This is a genomic window from Haemophilus sp. HN_Hi08, assembly GCF_049824455.1.
Lineage (GTDB): Bacteria > Pseudomonadota > Gammaproteobacteria > Enterobacterales > Pasteurellaceae > Haemophilus > Haemophilus influenzae_D.
Window position 1 is genome coordinate 1,292,495 of the sequence record NZ_CP187493.1, and the last position, 20,284, is coordinate 1,312,778.

The following is a 20,284-nucleotide window of genomic DNA, read 5'->3' on the forward strand; positions in this document are numbered from 1 at the left end:
GCCACGATAATTTCGTGGCGGTTTTTTATGGCAAGTTTTTACAATCTTTTATTTAAATCCAGTATTTCTATGGCAAGAACAGGAGATGAACCTTTATTTTCCCTTAGATTTGTATAGAATAGCCAAATATTTTTTTATTTTAACGAGAGAAAATGATGACAGAGACATCTTTGGGCGCAGAAAATACTCGCACTCACAATTTTATTACCCAAATTATTGATGAAGATTTAGCTTCGGGTAAACATAAAAGCGTTCATACCCGTTTTCCGCCAGAGCCGAATGGCTATTTGCATATTGGTCACGCCAAATCGATTTGCTTAAACTTTGGCTTAGCAAAAGAATATCAAGGTTTATGTAACCTACGTTTTGATGACACCAATCCAGTGAAAGAAGATGTGGAATATGTAGATTCCATTAAAGCCGATGTGGAATGGTTAGGCTTTAAATGGGAAGGCGAACCGCGTTATGCGTCTGATTACTTCGATGCACTTTATAGCTATGCCATTGAATTAATTAAAAAAGGCTTGGCTTATGTGGATGAACTTTCGCCAGAAGAAATGCGTGAATATCGTGGCACATTAACTGAAGCGGGTAAAAACAGCCCATATCGTGATCGTAGTGTCGAAGAAAACTTAGCTTTATTTGAAAAAATGAAAAATGGCGAATTTGCCGAGGGTAAAGCAAGTTTACGCGCAAAAATTGATATGGCATCGCCATTTATGGTCATGCGTGACCCTGTAATTTATCGCATTAAATTTGCCAGCCATCATCAAACAGGCGAAAAATGGTGCATTTACCCAATGTACGATTTCACTCACTGTATCTCTGATGCCATTGAGCGTATTACTCACTCGATCTGTACATTAGAATTCCAAGATAACCGTCGTTTATATGATTGGGTGTTGGAAAATATCAGTGTTGAACGTCCATTACCGCATCAATATGAATTTTCACGTTTAAATTTAGAGGGTACATTAACGTCTAAACGTAAGTTATTGAAATTAGTAAACGACGGCATTGTAGATGGTTGGAACGATCCACGTATGCCAACCATTTCAGGTTTACGCCGTCGTGGTTATACACCTGCTTCGTTACGTGAATTCTGCCGTCGTATTGGTGTGACGAAACAAGATAACGTCGTAGAGTATTCTGCACTTGAAGCCTGCATTCGTGAGGATTTAAACGAAAATGCACCGCGTGCAATGGCAGTTATTGATCCTGTTCGTGTGGTAATTGAAAACTTTGAAGGCGAGGAAGTTTTAACTGCCCCAAATCATCCAAATCGTCCAGAATTAGGCGAGCGTCAATTGCCGTTTACGAAAGAGCTTTATATTGATCGAGCTGACTTCCGTGAGGAAGCAAACAAACAATATAAACGCTTAGTGTTAGGCAAAGAAGTGCGTTTACGTAACGCTTATGTGATTAAAGCTGAACGTGTCGAAAAAGATGTAAGTGGCGAAATTACCACGATTTTCTGTACTTATGATCCTGAAACCTTAGGTAAAAATCCAGCAGATGGTCGTAAAGTGAAAGGGGTAATTCACTGGATTTCTGCTACGCATAATCATCCAGCGGAGTTCCGTTTATACGAGCGTCTTTTCACCGTACCAAATCCAGGGGCTGAAGATGATATTGAAAGCGTATTAAATCCAAATTCTTTAGTGATAAAACAAGGTTTTGTAGAACAAAGCTTGGCTGCTGGAGAAGCAGAGAAAGGTTATCAATTTGAACGTGAGGGTTATTTCTGTGCAGATAGTAAAGATAGCCGACCTGAACATTTGGTGTTTAACTTAACAGTAAGCTTAAAAGAAGGCTTCTAATTTTAATCAACCAAGTGCGGTCAAAATAAATGCGATTTTGACCGCACTTTTTATTTGTATCAACTATGCAATCCAATATGCAACTTGAACCCAATTTCTGGCAAACAAAATCCCTGCTTGAAATGACTGAATCTGAATGGGAAGCGTTATGCGATGGCTGCGGAAAATGCTGTTATCGCAAATATATTCAAGGGCGAGGTAAACGCCAAAAACTTTATTACACTCGAATTGCTTGTAACCTTTTAGATATGGAAACTGGAAAGTGCGGTAATTATTCAGAGCGTTTTAAAATTGAAACCGACTGCACCAAACTCACTAAAAAGAATTTACCTGATTTTCATTGGTTGCCTGATACTTGCGCTTATCGTTTGCTTTATGAAGGAAAAACACTCCCAGAATGGCATCCGCTTATTTCTGGATCTCCCCATTCTGTAAAAAATGCGGATATTTTGATTAAAAATGGTATTCATGAACGTGATGTAATTGATTGGTTTGAGTTTGTGATTTAAGTTTTTATAAAAAACTGGTGTTATTTTTATAATTATTTATAATTTTAAATTGTTCATATATTGTATTAAATTAATATTTAATCAGGTAATTTTAAATTATTGTTATATAAAATATTTAGAATATTAAAGTAGGAATTATGATGGAACCACAACCCAGTATTAATCGTTTAGAAAAAGCAATTGTAGATAAAAATTATGAAGTTGCCTGTTCTGAACTTCTAAACATTCTAGAGAAGATTGATGGTAATTTTGGTGGTATTAACGAGATTGAATTTGATTTTCCTGAACAAATTTCAGATTTATTAGAAAAACGGACTCAATATTTTTGTACTCGTGTAGCTAACGCGGTCACAAATTTATTTATTGATCCTAATTTAATTCTTTCAGAAAGTGGTGCATTACGTTTTATTGCTTTTCAACGTTGGCTTGCATTTATTTTTGCAAGTTCTCCTTATGTGAATGCAGATCATATTTTAAAAACGTACAACACTAATTCTGATATTTTAGGGGATATTCATTTAAATAATGATTTTTCAGCAATTGCAAAATTTTGTATTTTATATTTCCCCGAATCAAATATTAATATTAATTTGGATGTGCTTTGGGAAATAAATAAAGAGCTTTGTGCGTCTCTTTGTTTTGCATTGCAATCGCCTCGTTTTGTTGGAACAGCGACTGCATTTAATAAAAGAGCAGCTATTTTACAATGGTTTCCTAATAAGTTAGAGGAATTTGATAGTTTAAATCAATTGCCTGCAAGTATTTCTCACGATGTTTATATGCATTGTAGTTATGATTTTGCGAAAAATAAACACGATGTAAAACGTGCGCTAAATCAGGTTATACGTAAACATTTGTTGGCGCAAGGTTGGCAAGATCGTGAAATTACTTCATTAAGCGAATACAACGGTAAACCTGTCATGATTGTGCTTTTAGAGCATTTTCATTCTTTTCATTCCATTTATCGAACTCACTCCACTTCAATGATTGAAGCGCGTAAAAAATTTCATTTAGTTGGTATAGGAAAAGAAAATGTAGATCAAGCTGGACGAGACGTATTTGATGAATTTTTCCAACTTGAATACGGCACAATTTTTCAACAACTTGAGTTTATTCGAAATAAATGTGAAGAATATGGAGCGGCAGTATTTTATATGCCAAGTATTGGTATGGATATTACGACAATTTTTGCAAGTAATACTCGTCTTGCACCCATTCAGGTTGTTGCCCTTGGTCATCCAGCCACAACCCATTCTGATTTTATTGAATATGTGATTGTTGAAGATGATTATGTAGGTTCTGAAGACTGTTTTAGTGAGACCTTACTACGTTTACCAAAAGATGCGCTGCCTTATGTGCCGTCAGCATTGGCACCTGAAAAAGTCGATTACTTGTTCAGAGAAGAGCCTGAAGTAGTGAATATTGGTATTGCTGCAACAACAATGAAATTGAATCCAACATTCCTTGAAACATTGAGAATAATTCGAGATAAGGCTAAAGTGAACGTTCATTTCCATTTCGCACTAGGGCAGTCTTTCGGTATTACACATCCTTATGTTAAGTGGTTTATTGAGCAGCATTTAGGGGACAGCGCAACAGCCCATGCCCATGCGCCTTATAACGAATATCTCAATATTTTACGTCATTGCGATATGATGTTAAATCCATTCCCGTTTGGTAATACGAATGGCATTATTGATATGGTTACGCTTGGTCTAGTCGGCGTTTGTAAAACGGGTGCTGAAGTGCATGAACATATTGATGAAGGATTATTTAAACGTTTAGGCTTACCAGAATGGCTTATCACTCAAAGTGTAGAAGAATATATTGATTGCGCAGTTAGACTTGCTGAAAATCATAAAGAGCGTCTTGAGCTTCGTCAGCATATTATTAAAACCAATGGTTTAAAAACACTTTTTAAAGGCGATCCTAGCCCTATGGGTAAAGTGTTATTAGAAAAAGTAAAGGCGTTAAAATTTTAATAAGATTTTATTCACGAAAAATTTAGTTTTATATTTAGCCTCTAAAAGTTGGATTTTATCTAACTGATTAGAGGCTTTATTTTGACGAAGATCACACTTTTAAATAAAGCCAGTTGTCATCACTTTCAGCTTAGTTATAATCCCTAACAAGAGTTATATAGTTGTGATGTGGTGTCTATGCAAATCTCGGATTCTCTCAAACAAAAAGCGGAAAAATGCGGTATCGCACTTTCTCATTATGATATTGATGGACATCTTATTTTCGCAGATGAAAAGACGGTTTCAACTTTTGTTGATCTTTTGCAGTCTCCGCCAAAAGCGAAAGGACAGTTTGACGATGTACTGGCTGCATTTGAAAATGAACCGATTGATTATCGACTAAATCGTTTAGATTTGCCACTATCTGCGGAATATCGTTATCAGCTGATTGATGAATCTAATGCTATTCTGTTGGAAAAAACACTTTCAAATTTATCCGCACTTTCCCTGCCTCCACTTCCTTTTGGCTATTATCAATTATCTATTTTTTCTGATACTGAACAGTACAGCGTTCGTTTACTTATTTCCCCTAAAACAGCGTTTCAACCACCCGTATTAAAAAATAAAAAAGTATGGGGCGTGAATGTGCAACTTTACAGTTTACGCTCAGAACAAAACTGGGGGATTGGCGATTTTGGCGATTTGGCCTATTTGATTGAACAAAGTGCAAAATTAGGCGCAGATTATGTGGGAATTAATCCATTACATTTGCCGTATCCTGCTGTGCCAAAATGGGCAAGCCCTTATAGTTCATCTTCTCGTCGTTGGTTGAATTTTTTATATTTAGCCATTCCTGATTTACCCGAATTTAAGTGTTGTCGTTCAGTGCAAAATTGGTTTAAGCGTGAGGATATTCAGGAAAAAATTGGTAATTTACGTAAAAGTGATTGCGTCGATTATTCTTCAATTTTGGCTTTAAAATTAACCGCACTTGAGTTTCTATTTGATTTCTTTCAACGTAGTCAATCCGCTGAAATTGTGACACGTCAAAAAATCTTTGATGATTATTTAAAAAACAAAGGTGAACCTTTGTTGTTACAGGGGCTATTTAATGTATTAGATTTACAAGAACACGCTGACCATCAAGCAGAAGAAAATACCATTGGTTGGCTTGGCTGGCGTAAGGAATGGCAGTATTTAAGTGCGGAAAAAAGAAAAGCCTTATTAAAAACACATCAGGATAAAATCCAATTTTTTGCTTGGTTGCAATGGCTTTCGGAAGAACAGCTTTCCGCATTACAAAATCTTTGTAAACAATCTGGTATGAAGTTGGGGATTTATGGCGATTTAGCGGTGAATAGTTCTCGTGGTAGTGCTGATGTATGGAGCGATCCTGATTTATATTGTGTAAATGCCTCTACTGGCGCACCACCTGATCCGTTAGGCCCAGTCGGGCAAAATTGGAATTTGCCACCTTATAATCCAACAGTGCTAAAAGCACGTGGCTTTGCACCATTTATCGATATGCTACGTGCCAATATGCAATATTTCGGTGTGCTACGCATCGATCATGTGATGGGCTTATTCCGTTTGTGGTGGATTCCAGAAGGAAAAACCGCGGCTGATGGTGCTTATGTGCATTATCCTTTTGATGAATTAATGGCGATTCTTGCCATTGAAAGTGTACGCAATGAATGTTTGATTATTGGTGAAGATCTCGGCACGGTGCCTGATGAAGTGCGGTGGAAATTAAACGAGTTTAAAATTTTCTCTTATTTTGTATTGTATTTTGCCCAACGAAATGGCGAATTTCCTCGTATATCTGATTATCCTCGCAATGCTTATGCCACTATTGGTACACATGATGTTCCCTCATTACAAAGTTTTTGGCATTGCCGTGATTTAGAATTATTTAATCAACTCGGTATTCTGAATGGGGAAGTGCTCAAGCAAAAATACGATCAACGCGTTGTTGATAAACAAGCCTTATTAAATAGTTTACATCGTGATAATTATTTACCGCCACATTATGAAGGCGATGCACTTTCTATGGCGATGCACGATCATTTAAACAGAATGATCCATCATTATTTATCAGAAAGTAACAGCCGATTGATTGGTGTGCAATTAGAAAATTTACTTAGCCAAGAAATCAGTTTTAATTTGCCGGGTACTTCAAATGAATATCCAAACTGGTGCAAGAAACTTGCTCAACCGTTAGCGTTTATTTTTAACAATGAAGCTTTAAAAACGTTCTTTGTGCAAATTAACCAAGGGCGAAATGTATAAGGAGTAAATATGACAACCGCAGTAACACAAGCAATTATTGATGGTTTTTTTGATGCGAGCAATGGCGATCCTTTTGCTACGCTTGGTATGCACGAAACAGAGCTAGGAATTGAAATCCGTACGTTGTTGCCAGATGCCAGTCGCGTTGTGGTGATTGAGCGTGAAAGTGGAAAAGAAATAACGGAACTTGATTGTGTCGATGAGCGTGGCTTTTTTGTTGGTGTTATTTCAAATTGCCGTCAATTTTTTGCTTATCAATTACAGGTTTTTTGGGGAAATGAATCGCAAATAATCGAAGATCCTTATCGTTTTCATCCTATGATTGATGATTTAGAACAATGGCTACTTTCTGAAGGTTCTATGCTTCGTCCGTATGAAGTGCTTGGTGCGCATTTTATGGAATGTGATGGTGTGAGCGGGGTGAATTTCCGCTTATGGTCGCCTAATGCAAGATGCGTTTCTATTGTGGGCGATTTCAACTATTGGGACGGTCGTTGTCATCCTATGCGTTTCCACCCAAAAAGTGGTGTGTGGGAACTATTCCTACCGAAAGTTTGTCTTGGTCAGCTGTATAAATTTGAATTGATTGATTGCTTTGGAAACTTGCGTTTGAAAGCCGATCCTTATGCGTTTAGTTCACAACTTCGCCCCGATACAGCATCGCAAGTCAGTGCCTTGCCAAATGTGGTGGAAATGACCGAAGCACGCAAAAAAGCCAATCAAGGCAACCAACCTATTTCTATTTATGAAGTGCATTTAGGATCTTGGCGTCGTAATTTAGAAAACAATTTTTGGCTAGATTACGATCAAATTGCTGATGAATTAATTCCTTATGTAAAAGAGATGGGCTTTACCCACATTGAATTTTTGCCGCTTTCTGAATTTCCTTTTGATGGTTCTTGGGGTTATCAACCACTTGGACTTTATTCGCCAACCAGTCGCTTTGGTTCGCCTGAGGCATTTCGCCGTTTAGTAAAACGTGCTCACGAAGCAGGCATCAACGTGATTTTAGATTGGGTGCCTGGGCATTTCCCGAGTGATACCCATGGTTTAGTCGCGTTTGATGGTACAGCCTTGTATGAACATGAAGACCCTCGCGAAGGCTATCATCAAGATTGGAATACCTTGATTTATAACTATGGACGTAATGAGGTCAAAAATTTCTTATCCAGTAATGCACTGTATTGGCTTGAACGCTTTGGTGTAGATGGTATTCGTGTGGATGCTGTGGCTTCGATGATCTACCGCGATTACAGCCGTGCCGAAGGCGAGTGGATTCCAAACCAATATGGCGGACGTGAAAATTTAGAGGCCATCGAGTTTTTAAAACATACCAACTGGAAAATTCACAGCGAAATGGCGGGAGCAATTTCTATTGCGGAAGAATCAACTTCTTTTGCAGGTGTAACCCACCCAAGCGAAAACGGCGGATTAGGTTTTAATTTCAAATGGAATATGGGCTGGATGAACGATACGCTCGCCTATATGCAGCTTGACCCAATTTACCGCCAATATCATCACAACAAAATGACCTTTGGAATGGTTTATCAATATAGCGAAAATTTTGTGCTGCCACTTTCTCACGATGAAGTGGTTCACGGTAAATATTCACTTCTTGGCAAGATGCCGGGCGATACGTGGCAAAAATTCGCTAACTTGCGTGCATATTACGGTTATATGTGGGGCTACCCAGGCAAAAAATTGCTCTTTATGGGCAATGAATTTGCTCAAGGCAGAGAATGGAATTACGAAGAAAGTTTGGACTGGTTCTTGCTTGATGAAAATATTGACGGAGGCTGGCACAAAGGCGTGTTGAAGCTGGTTAAAGACCTTAATCAAATTTATCAAAAAAATCGACCGCTCTTTGAGCTCGACAACTCCCCAGAGGGTTTTGATTGGCTTGTCGTTGATGATGCGGCAAATTCTGTGTTCGCCTTTGAGCGTCGCAGTTCAAACGGAGAACGCATTATTGTCGTCAGTAACTTTACCCCTGTGCCTCGCCACGACTACCGCATCGGTGTGAATATTGCGGGCGAATATGAAGAAATTTTGAATACCGATTCAATGTATTATCAAGGCTCAAATGTGGGCAATTTTGGTTGTGTCGCAAGTGAAAACATCGAAAGCCACGGACGAGAAAATTCGATTTCAGTGTCCATTCCGCCGTTAGCAACAGTTTATTTGAGATTGAAACCAGTAGAGTAATCCGTGGGTATAAATACCCCACGGTTAGGCATAGGCGTTCTCATTTGGAGAACCAAATAGCAGAATAGAATAGCAAATTACAACCTCAAGGGGGTTGGATTATAACTAACCTAGGATAACTTGTTACCCTAGGAACAACGAAAGATATGTTTACGATTTACAACAACGGCAATCCTATTCCAATGGGATACTCACAAGCGGTCGAAAACAACGTGCAAATTACCAATTTCGCTCTGTTTTCCGCTGCGGCAATAGGCATCGAACTTTGCCTTTTTGACGAACAAAACCAAGAAACCCGTTTGCCAATGGTGCGTACTGGAAATGTGTGGCATTTGGCGGTAACTGGCGTGAAAACTGGTACGGAATATGGTTTTCGTATTTACGGAGAATTTGCCAATCCACAGAAATTGATACTCGATCCCTATGCGAAAGCCGTGAATGGTAAACCTGATTTAAGTAGCGAAGAAAGTCGTTCTTGGTTCTTGCTTTCGGATAATCGCGACAACGCACATCTTGCCCCAAGAGCGGTTGTGATTTCGGAAGATTTTGATTGGGAAAATGATTCCGCACCCAATACGCCTTGGGCGGAAACCATTGTGTATGAATTACATGTTAAAGGATTTAGCCAGTTAAACGAGAAAATCCCCGCGGCGTTGCGTGGTACTTATGCGGGATTAGCTCATCCTGTGAACTTGGCGTATTTGAAAGAGTTAAGCATAACTGCAGTGGAGTTGCTGCCTGTCAATTTCCATATCAATGAACCACACTTACAGGCACGAGGCTTACAAAATTATTGGGGATACAATCCCTTAGCTATGTTTGCGGTGGAACCTAAATATGCGGCAACAGATAATCCATTAGCTGAATTTAAAGCGATGGTGAAGGAGTTTCACAAAGCGAGTATTGAAGTTATTTTAGACGTGGTATTTAACCATTCTGCAGAATCAGAGCAAACTTATCCAACATTCTGCCAGCGTGGTATTGATGATCAAACTTACTATTGGCGCAACGACAACGGGCATTACATTAACTGGACAGGCTGCGGCAATATGCTCAATTTATCCTCTGATGTAGGGCGAAAATGGGTGGTGGATTGTTTACGTTATTGGGTGGAGCAATGCCACGTTGATGGTTTTCGTTTTGATTTAGCCTCTGTTTTAGGGCGTGATACGCCTGATTTCAACGCGTCAGCTCAGCTTTTTACAGATATTAAAAATGAGCCAAGTTTACGAAATATTAAATTGATTGCCGAGCCTTGGGATATTGGGCATTACGGTTATCAAGTCGGCAATTTCCCAAGTTATTTTGCCGAATGGAACGACCGCTTCCGTGATGATTTATGTCGTTTCTGGCTATGGAAAAGTGGCGAAATTGGTGCATTTGCTGAACGCTTTGCAGGTTCTAGCGATTTATTTAAGAAAAATGACTGTTTGCCACATACTACACTTAATTTTATTACTGCCCACGATGGTTTTACGCTTAAAGATTTAGTGAGTTACAACCAAAAACATAATGAAGCGAATGGCGAAGAAAATCGCGACGGCAGAAACGAAAACTACAGTTACAACCACGGCATAGAGGGTTCGAGTGAAAACCTTGCTGAACCGCAAAAAAGTGCGGTGGAAAATAACCGCACTTTTGCACAAAGTGGCTTGTTAATGAGTTTATTGCTTGCAAATGGCACACCTATGTTGTTGGCTGGCGATGAATTCGGTAATACCCAATATGGTAATAACAATGTCTATTGCCAAGATAACGAGATTACTTGGCTTAAATGGGCAGAATTTAACACAGCATTATTTGAACTGACCAAGCAAACGATTGCACTTCGTAAGCAAATTGTCAGTTTAAACCAAGATCAATGGTGGTCGGATGAGAATGTACAATGGCTTAATATTGCAGGCGAACTGATGACAGTTGAAGATTGGCAAAATCAACAAACCAAAGCATTACAGATAGTTTTAGATAATCGTTGGCTTTTGTTGATTAACGCCAAAGCCGAAAGTCAGGCATTTTGCCTCCCCGCAGGGGAATGGACACCCCTAAATGGCACACACTATTTAACTCTCAATACACGGCAAACCGAGCTATGTGCAATGGGTTTCTGTGTATTGAGCAATGAATAACCAAAAGACTATGGAGATCCTTATGAAATCTGGCGACCTTAACAAATATGATTTAGTTAAAAACACTTTGGTGCTTGTTCTCGCAGGTGGACGTGGTTCACGTTTACACGAATTGACAGATAAACGTGCAAAACCAGCTCTTTATTTTGGTGGTAATCGTCGCATTATCGATTTTGCACTTTCTAATTGTATTAACTCAGGTTTAAACCGAATTGGGGTCGTGACTCAATATGCGGCACACTCCTTGCTTCGTCATTTGCAAACAGGCTGGTCTTTTTTGCCACAAGAGAGGGGGGAATTTGTCGATATGTTGCCAGCTCGTCAGCAAATTGACGATTCTACTTGGTATCGTGGCACGGCGGATGCGGTATATCAAAATATGGCTATTATTAAAAATCACTATCGCCCGAAATATATTTTGATCTTAGCAGGCGACCATATTTACAAACAAGATTACAGTGTGATGTTAATGGATCACGTCAATAGTGGGGCGAAATGTACCGTTGGTTGCATTGAAGTGCCACGTTCTGAGGCTCACGAATTTGGTGTGATGGCAGTAAACGAAAACTTGAAAGTGAAAGCCTTTGTGGAAAAACCGAAAGATCCGCCAGTCATAGTGGGCAAACCTGATGTTTCGCTTGCCTCAATGGGGATTTATGTATTTGATGCTGATTATCTTTATAAAATGCTTGAGCAGGAAGTTAATACCCCACAAACTAGCCACGATTTCGGTAAAGATGTGTTGCCAAAATGTTTAGAAGAAGGCACGCTTTATGCTCACCCATTCAGCCGTTCTTGTATGGGACGCAACACCGAAGGCGAAATTTACTGGCGTGATGTAGGGACGCTTGATAGTTTCTGGCAATCCAATATCGATTTAGTCTCTGAAAATCCACAATTAGATATTTATGACCAAAACTGGCCAATTCGTGGTAATCCTATTCAGGCTTATCCATCAAAATTTTTCTACAAACACTCCAATGTGCATCCAGTGGATAACTCACTTATCGGCGGCGGTTGTGTAATTACCGATGCTTCGATCAGCAATTCTGTGTTATTCGACCACATTAAAATTGACGCATTTTCAAAAGTGGATCACTGCGTGGTGTTACCACAAGTTAAAATCGGCAAAAATTGTGTGTTGAAAAATTGTATTATCGATCGTGAATGCGAAATTCCTGATGGTATGCAAATTGGTGTGGATATAGAAGAAGATAAAAAACGCTTCCGTATTAGCTCAACAGGCAAAGTCATTCTTGTAACCCCGAAAATGCTAAAGAAACTTGAGGGACACGAGATTGAAGAAGATGGGCATTTAGATTAGTTAGGAAAAATGCGGTCAAAATTGACCGCACTTTCTGAAACCCCTCTTTAGCAAAGAGAGGGGCTGATCGAGCGTTATTCATATTTATAGGGAAAATAAAGAACTCAATGAAAATACTACATGTTTGCTCGGAACTCTATCCGCTATTAAAAACAGGCGGGCTTGCCGATGTTTTAGGGGCATTACCCCAAGCACAAAACCAAATCGGGTTGGATGCTCGCGTTTTATTGCCTGCTTATCCTGCAATTACAGCAGGTATTCCGAATACCCAAGTGGTTGCCGAATTTGACAACTTCGCTGGGCACGTGGTGTTGCGTTATGGAGAATATAACGGTGTCGGGATCTATTTGATTGACGCACCGCACTTATACGGTCGCGAAGGCAATCCTTACCACAATGCCTATTACAATGACTACGGTGACAATTACAAACGTTTTGCTTTGCTCGGTTGGGTGGGGGCAGAATTAGCCACTGGTTTAGACAGCTGGTGGCGTGCAGAAGTGGTACATGCTCACGATTGGCACGCTGGCTTATGTGCAGCATATCTGTTCAACAAAGGCCGCCCTGCGAAATCGGTGTTCACTATTCATAACTTGGCATATCAAGGGCAATTTTCTTATCATCATTTATACGAAATTGGTTTGCCTGCTGGAATGTTTAATGTGGACGGTTTGGAGTTATTCGGGCAAATTTCTTATTTAAAATCAGGCTTGTTCTATTCTGATGCAAGCACGGCGGTAAGCCCAACTTATGCAGAAGAAATCACGACACCTGAATTTGCCTATGGTTTGCAAGGCTTGCTTTCTGGCTTAAAAGCTCAAGGTCGTTTGGTGGGGATTTTAAACGGCGTGGACGAAAATATTTGGCATCCAAACGTGGATCAATACATTCCGCACCATTACAAGCTGAAATATATGGCAGGCAAAAAGAAAAACAAAGCTGAATTGCAAGCGTTTTTCAATTTGCCACAAGATGAATCTGCCTTGGCATTTGTGATGGTCACCCGTTTAACCGAGCAAAAAGGTGTCGATTTATTAATCGAAAGTGCAGACGAAATCGTCAAACAGGGCGGACAGTTGATGATTTTAGGCTCTGGTGCACCGCACTTGGAACAAGGCATTCGCGATCTTGCCGCCCAATATCCAGAAAATATTGCGGTAAAAATCGGCTATGATGAAGCCCTTTCGCATTTAATGGTCGCAGGTGGCGATGTGATTTTAGTGCCAAGCCGTTTCGAGCCTTGTGGCTTAACCCAACTTTATGGTTTGCAATATGGCACACTTCCACTTGTTCGTAAAACGGGTGGTTTGGCGGATACGGTGGTGGATAGCACTTCAGAAAGTATCAAAGCTCGCACCGCAACAGGTTTTGTGTTTGAACAGGCAACGGCAGATGATTTACGCCGCACCCTTCAGCACGCATTTTCAATTTGGAAGAAACCTAGAGCTTGGTCAATGATACGCACGGACGCAATGGAACAAGACTTCAGCTGGCGTAAAGCTGCAGAGCAATATAGAACACTTTATGAACGCTTGTAGTTTTATTCGTAAACTTTCTTAATAATCACACCGCTTGTGAAAGAATCTTTTGCAAGCTGTGTGATTGGGCTTGTTTTTTACAAAGATAAGCATAAAATTCGAACTACTTTTGTAGGCTGTGTGAACAACATTCACGCACTCAAAGAGCGGTCAAATTTTGATTGATTTTTGCAAACGTGCGTAAATTTTGAAAATTCATACACCCTACGTTAATCATTTCTTAGCATTCTAATAGAGGTTTTACCTATGATAATGGATAACTTTGATTCTCCATTCCAATATAATCGTCCTGAAATGACCGTTGAAGCGATTAAAAAATCAATCGTTTACAAACTCATTTTCTTAATCGGTCGCTCTCCACGTGAAGCCAGCCAACGCGATTGGCTCAATGCAACACTCCACGCTGTACGTGATTTGGTTACCGAAGGTTGGATTACCACTGCGCGCCAAACTCGAGCAGAAGATTCTCGCCGTGTTTACTACCTTTCAATGGAATTTTTAATCGGACGTACGCTATCTAATGCGATGATTGCAGAAGGCATTTATGGATTAGCACAGGAAGCACTTTCTGAATTAAATGTGGATTTAGAAGAAGTTTTAGAAAAAGAAGTAGATCCAGGCTTGGGTAATGGCGGTTTAGGTCGTCTAGCAGCGTGTTTTATGGATTCTATTGCGATCCTTGGTTTACCAGGTATGGGTTACGGTATTCGTTATGAATACGGTATGTTCCGCCAAAAAATTGAAAACGGTCAGCAAGTAGAACGCCCAGATGCGTGGCTTGAAAAAGGAGCGCCTTGGGAATTTATTCGTCCATCAAAACGTTTTACTATAGAATTTGGCGGTAATATTCACTTTGAAGGCAAAAAATGTATTTGGCAAGATACTGAAAAAGTGACCGCACTTGCTTACGACCAAATGATTCCAGGTTATCAAAATAATTCTGCTGCGACATTACGTTTATGGTCGGCACACGCAGGGGAAGTGTTTAACCTTGCCGACTTCAACCGTGGCGAACATTTAGCCGCATTAGAAGAGCATTCTGCAAATAAAAACTTATCTCGCGTGCTTTACCCTGATGATTCTACGTGGAATGGTCGCGAATTACGTTTACGTCAAGAGTATTTCTTAGTCTCTGCATCACTTCAAGATATTTTACGCCGTCACAAACGCACCCACGATAGCCTTGAAAACTTGGCGGATAAAGTGGCGATTCACTTAAACGATACCCACCCAGCGTTAGCGATTCCTGAATTAATGCGTATTTTAGTGGATGATGAAGGTTTTGAATGGAAAAAAGCGTGGGAGATGACGCATAATATTTTCTCTTACACCTGCCATACTTTAATGTCCGAAGCATTAGAAACTTGGCCAGTGGAAATGATGGCGAAAATCTTACCGCGTCATTTACAGATGATTTTTGAAATTAACGATCACTTCTTAGAATATGTCCGCACTTATGTGACGACTGACAACGATTTTATCCGTCGTGTTTCTCTTATCGAAGAAGGCTACCAACGCAAAGTGCGTATGGGCTGGCTATCCGTGGTAGGTTCACACAAAATTAACGGGGTTGCCGAAATCCACTCTGATTTAATGGTAACTTCAACCTTTGCCGATTTTGCTCGTATTTTCCCAGAACGCTTTACCAATGTAACAAACGGTATCACACCGCGTCGTTGGTTAGCCGTTGCGAATCCACAATTAGCCGCATTGTTTGATAAATATATCGGCTCAGAATGGCGTTGCGATTTAAGCCAAATCGAAAAACTCAAACCGTTCGCACAAGAAAAAGCATTTAAAGAGGCTGTCGCTGACATTAAATTTGCCAATAAAGTGAAATTGGCGGAGTACGTAAAACGCGAGTTAGGGGTAGAGCTTGACCCGCACGCTTTATTTGATGTGCAAGTAAAACGTATTCACGAATACAAACGCCAAATGTTGAACGTGTTGCATATTATCGCTCGCTACAATGAAATGCTTACCAACCCTGAAAAAGATTGGCAACCTCGTGTATTTATTTTAGCAGGTAAAGCGGCTTCAGCTTATTATGCGGCGAAACAAACCATTCACTTAATCAATGATGTAGCAAATGTAATCAACAACGATGAACGTTTGAAAGGTCGCTTGAAAGTAGTGTTTATTCCAAATTACAGCGTGAGCCTTGCTCAGTTGATTATTCCTGCAGCGGATATTTCAGAGCAAATTTCACTTGCAGGCACAGAGGCTTCTGGCACCAGTAATATGAAGTTTGCCTTAAATGGTGCATTGACACTTGGTACACTTGATGGTGCAAACGTAGAGATCTTGGAAAACGTGGGCGAAAATCACATTTTCATCTTCGGTAATACGGTAGAACAAGTGGAACAACTTCGTCGAGAAGGGTATCGATCATTTGAATACTACCAGAATGATGCTCAATTACGCACAGTTGTGGATCAAATTATTGAAGGTAAATTCTCACCAGAAGATCCTCAACGTTATCATCAACTATTACAAGGCTTGCAATACCACGATTATTATCAAGCTTTTGCTGATTTCCGCAGTTATGTAGAAACTCAAAAAGCCGTAGATGAAAAATACAAACAACGCGACCAATGGATTGAAAGTACCATTCAAAATATCGTGAATATGGGCTTCTTCTCGTCTGACCGCACGATTAAAGAGTACGCAGAGAGAATTTGGAAAGTTGAGCCAGTTCAATTAGGTGATTAATTTTATATTAAATAGCCAATAAATAAATTATCTGCATCAAACCAAGTTTGATGCAGATTTTTTTGGAGTGTTAGTTACAAACAAAATTACATAAATTTTTAAGCCAAAATCAGTACGGGCAGGTAGTATTTCATAGTCATTGTTTATCAATTTTTTAGATATAGTTTTTAATTAGATTTTAATTTACTTATACATAAAGTTTTATAGAATTTTGAGTAGGATAATTTTTATCCTAAATTTATTAATTTAAAATTTGGGGTTGTAGTAGATTAGCCTAAATATCACACTATTTTTCAAAATTTTAACAGTTTTTTTGATGTACTAAAGTTAAACTGAAACTTACATTATTCAAGAATAAAGAAACAAGCCTAATTATATGATAAAATAGATTTGTTGTATCAGGCTGTATACCAAGCAAGTTTGTAGTAGTTACCGTAGTAGTTTCAGCCAAAAAATTAAAATAATTTTTTCTGTAAAAATTTCTTTAATTTATAATGGGTTATTTTTATTTCTGCAGTGTATAATTGATGTACAACTTTATTTTATAAAAAATAAAAAAAAGGCGTGATACTCACACCTTAAATTTATTCAACTAATGTAATTTTTGTTTTATTCGTACCAGTTAATTCAATTAAACCATTTAAATCATTGATTGTAATATATTTGCCTTGTACGCTAATAACACCGAGTTTTTGAAAGCGACCTAATAAGCGGCTGATGGTTTCTACTGTTAAACCTAGGTAATTGCCAATATCGCCACGTGTCATCGTTAAACGAAATTCTTTTGCTGAAAAACCTCGAGCAGAATAGCGTTTAGAAAGATTATGAATAAAAGCAGCCAAACGTTCTTCTGCATTCATTTTAGATAGCAATAAAATCATCTCTTGATCACTTTTAATTTCACTGCTCATCAAACGTAAAATTTGCTGGCGTAGTTTTGGCATTTTTCCTGCCAAATCATCTAAAATATCAAAAGGAATTTCACATACCATAGCCGTTTCTAGAGCTTGTGCAAAACTAGGGTGTTGCATTTGAGTAATGGCATCAAAACCAACTAGGTCACCGGGCAAATGAAATGAAGTAATTTGTTCTTCGCCAGATTCACTAATCGTATAGCTTTTTATTGTGCCAGAACGAATAGCATAAATTGAATTGAGAGAATCTCCTGCTTTAAATAATACTTGAGACTTTTGAATCGGTTTTTTTCTCTCTATGATATTATCAAGCTGATCTAATTCTTGTTCATTTAAGGTAAAAGGAATGCAAAGCTGACTAATACTGCAATCCTGACAATGAATCGCACAACCGCCTGATTGAATTTTGCGCCCTGATTTAGCTTCTGCAACGAAATTTTTCATGTACGCCTCAAATATTGAAAAAAAATAGTGTAAAATTGATCTAACGCAAATATTCTACCACTAATTAGTCAGATTAAGAAGAGTAAAGCATTATGGCAGCTGAAAAATTAACAAAAAAACGTTTAGCTCAAATTTTAATTATGTTGTGCATTTTAATTATTGCATTTGTTTGGCGATATTTTTAGAAAACAGAAAATTCTTGCTTATTTTTAAAACAAATGGATTATTTCTAATAAATTTTGCTTGTCACACTCTTATATATGCGTATAATTCGACCCATTAAGCCTGGGTGGCGAAATTGGTAGACGCAGCGGATTCAAAATCCGCCGTTGAATAAACGTGTCGGTTCGAGTCCGACCCTAGGCACCATAAAAATAAAACTAGCCGTGTTAATCGCGGTTTTTTTATACATAATTAAAATGTATTAATGCTCGTGTAGAGCTTAATTTTGCAATATTTTCCCTTGATTCTTTCTATATTTCTTTATTATTTGCACATCATCTGTGTTCCTCGTAGAATACGAACAATCTTTCCCTTAAAGTGCGGTGAAAATTAACCGCACTTTCTTACAGTAAACTATCCTGAGAGATAAACGAGTATGTATCAATTATTCCGTCAAGGCATTTTCCAAATGGATGCTGAAAAGGCTCATAATTTCACGATTCAATGCTTGAAATTAGCTGGTAATCCTTTATTTCAACCGATCTTAAAATCTCTTATTCATGCACCCAAAGGCTTTCCGAAAACAGTAATGGGTGTGAATTTTCCTAATCCTATTGGATTGGCGGCTGGGGCGGATAAAAATGGTGATGCGATTGATGGTTTCGGTGTATTGGGTTTCGGTTTTCTCGAAGTAGGAACTATTACGCCCGTTGCACAAGATGGGAATGTAAAGCCACGTCAGTTTCGTTTAATTGAAGCTGAAGGCATTATTAACCGTAATGGCTTTAATAATAATGGCATAGACTATCTTATAGAAAATGTGAAAAACGCCCGTTATCAAGGCGTGATTGGTATCAATATTGGTAAAAATAAATTCACGCCTTTGGAACAAGGCAAGGATGATTATATTTTCTGTTTGAACAAAGCCTATAACTACGCAGGTTACATTACGATGAATATTTCATCCCCCAATACACCAGATTTGCGTCAGTTACAATATGGTGATTATTTCGATGACTTATTGCGAGGCATCAAGGATCGTCAGGCTATTTTGGCAAACCAATATAATAAATATGTGCCGATTGCGGTAAAAATTGCACCAGATTTAACGGAAAGTGAATTAGTGCAAATTGCGGATACGTTAGTTCGTCATAAAATGGATGGTGTTATTGCAACGAATACCACGGTTTCTCGTGATACGGTTATGGGGATGAAAAATGCGGAGCAGCAAGGCGGATTAAGTGGAAAGCCGTTACAGCATAAAAGCACGGAGATTATTAAGCGATTACATCAAGAACTGAAAGGTCAGATTCCCATTATTGGTAGCGGTGGCATTGATGGTTTGCAAAATGCGCAAGAGAAAATTGAGGCTGGTGCCGAGTTGTTACAAGTTTATTCAGGATTGATTTATCACGGTCCAAAATTAGTAAAAGATTTAGTAAAAAATATTAAATAATGACAAAAAAATACGACTTACATTGTCACAGCACCGCATCAGATGGGGTATTAAGTCCAACTGAATTAGTCCAGCGTGCTTATGCGCAAGGCGTGAACGTGTTGGCATTATGCGATCACGATACGATTGCAGGTATTGATGAAGCACAGATAGCAGCTAAAGAAGTAGGCATTGAATTAATTACTGGAGTAGAAATTTCCACAAATTGGGAAGGGCGAGGGATCCATATTGTAGGATTAAACTTCGATAAAACTCATCCCAAAATGACCGCACTTTTGCAAAGCCAAAAAGCATTACGTGAAAAAAGAGCGGTGGAAATTGGCGATAAATTAGAAAAAGCAGGTATTCCTAATGCTTATGAAGGTGCGAAAGCTTTAGCCAATGGCGAAGTGACGCGTGCTCATTACGCGCGTTATTTGGTGCAGATTGGTAAGGTATCTAATGATGGTCAGGCCTTTAAACGCTATTTAGGGCAAGGAAAACCAGCATTTGTCAAAGCAGAATGGACAGATATTCCCACGGCGATTGATATAATCCATGCCGCAGGCGGTATAGCCGTTATTGCCCATCCGTTACGTTATAACATGACGGGGAAATGGGTGCGTAAGCTGATAACCGATTTTAAGGCTTGGGGCGGTGATGGCATGGAAATGGCGGATTGTGGTCAGACAAAAGATCAACGTCAAATGCCTCGTTGGGCAAAAGAATTTGATCTGCTGGGATCCGTTGGCTCCGATTTTCATTTCCCTTGTGGCTGGATTGAGTTAGGAAAAAATTTAGATTTAGTTGGGGGCGTTATCCCAGTTTGGGAAAAATTTTAACAA

Annotated in this window: 12 protein-coding genes, 1 tRNA gene and 1 pseudogene; 12 read left to right on the plus strand and 2 right to left on the minus strand. The window is 39.0% G+C overall.

Annotation, left to right across the window (positions count from 1 at the left end; translation table 11 throughout):
- Positions 1–152 precede the first annotated feature (152 nt).
- From glnS to ACPT8O_RS06420, 9 genes are all read left to right on the plus strand, one after another.
- Positions 153–1,820: a glutamine--tRNA ligase gene (glnS, locus tag ACPT8O_RS06380; protein ID WP_021035222.1), complete on the plus strand. Its 1,668-nt coding sequence runs from the start codon at positions 153–155 to the stop codon at positions 1,818–1,820.
- Positions 1,821–1,897: 77 nt separating this feature from the next.
- Entirely contained in the window at positions 1,898–2,329 is a 432-nt protein-coding gene (locus ACPT8O_RS06385; RefSeq protein WP_041175337.1) for a YcgN family cysteine cluster protein, read from the plus strand.
- A gap of 134 nt (positions 2,330–2,463) precedes the next feature.
- Positions 2,464–4,311: a UDP-glucose:protein N-beta-glucosyltransferase gene (locus ACPT8O_RS06390; protein WP_094037837.1), complete on the plus strand. Its 1,848-nt coding sequence runs from the start codon at positions 2,464–2,466 to the stop codon at positions 4,309–4,311.
- Between the two features lie 177 nt (positions 4,312–4,488).
- Complete coding sequence (gene malQ / locus ACPT8O_RS06395) at positions 4,489–6,579, plus strand: 4-alpha-glucanotransferase (RefSeq protein WP_425613287.1); 2,091 nt, start codon at positions 4,489–4,491, stop codon at positions 6,577–6,579.
- 9 nt (positions 6,580–6,588) lie between these two features.
- Positions 6,589–8,784, plus strand: a complete 2,196-nt coding sequence (glgB, locus tag ACPT8O_RS06400) for a 1,4-alpha-glucan branching protein GlgB (protein ID WP_425613288.1) — start codon at positions 6,589–6,591, stop codon at positions 8,782–8,784.
- 146 nt (positions 8,785–8,930) lie between these two features.
- A complete protein-coding gene (gene glgX / locus ACPT8O_RS06405; protein ID WP_425613289.1) occupies positions 8,931–10,910 on the plus strand; it encodes a glycogen debranching protein GlgX in 1,980 nt (659 codons plus the stop codon).
- Between the two features lie 22 nt (positions 10,911–10,932).
- Entirely contained in the window at positions 10,933–12,234 is a 1,302-nt protein-coding gene (gene glgC / locus ACPT8O_RS06410) for a glucose-1-phosphate adenylyltransferase (protein WP_021035216.1), read from the plus strand.
- Between the two features lie 107 nt (positions 12,235–12,341).
- The gene (gene glgA / locus ACPT8O_RS06415) at positions 12,342–13,772 is read left to right on the plus strand and encodes a glycogen synthase GlgA (RefSeq protein WP_021035215.1); all 1,431 of its coding nucleotides are present in this window, start codon (positions 12,342–12,344) and stop codon (positions 13,770–13,772) included.
- Between the two features lie 246 nt (positions 13,773–14,018).
- Positions 14,019–16,484, plus strand: coding sequence for a glycogen/starch/alpha-glucan phosphorylase (locus tag ACPT8O_RS06420; protein ID WP_041175335.1), 2,466 nt, complete (start codon positions 14,019–14,021; stop codon positions 16,482–16,484).
- A 361-nt stretch (positions 16,485–16,845) separates the two neighbouring features.
- Here the strand turns inward: ACPT8O_RS06420 and ACPT8O_RS06425 are convergent.
- Positions 16,846–16,993: pseudogene (locus ACPT8O_RS06425) on the minus strand (IS1595 family transposase); the annotation flags it as partial.
- A gap of 75 nt (positions 16,994–17,068) precedes the next feature.
- The gene (gene fnr / locus ACPT8O_RS06430) at positions 17,069–17,842 is read right to left on the minus strand and encodes a fumarate/nitrate reduction transcriptional regulator Fnr (protein WP_021035212.1); all 774 of its coding nucleotides are present in this window, start codon (positions 17,840–17,842) and stop codon (positions 17,069–17,071) included.
- 283 nt (positions 17,843–18,125) lie between these two features.
- On the opposite strand from fnr, the gene ACPT8O_RS06435 reads away from it, so the two are divergent.
- From ACPT8O_RS06435 to ACPT8O_RS06445, 3 genes are all read left to right on the plus strand, one after another.
- Positions 18,126–18,211: transfer RNA gene (locus ACPT8O_RS06435), tRNA-Leu, on the plus strand.
- 229 nt (positions 18,212–18,440) lie between these two features.
- Entirely contained in the window at positions 18,441–19,460 is a 1,020-nt protein-coding gene (gene pyrD, locus ACPT8O_RS06440; protein ID WP_021035211.1) for a quinone-dependent dihydroorotate dehydrogenase, read from the plus strand.
- A complete protein-coding gene (locus ACPT8O_RS06445; RefSeq protein WP_021035210.1) occupies positions 19,460–20,281 on the plus strand; it encodes a PHP domain-containing protein in 822 nt (273 codons plus the stop codon). Before pyrD ends, ACPT8O_RS06445 begins: the two co-directional genes overlap by 1 nt.
- Positions 20,282–20,284 lie beyond the last annotated feature (3 nt).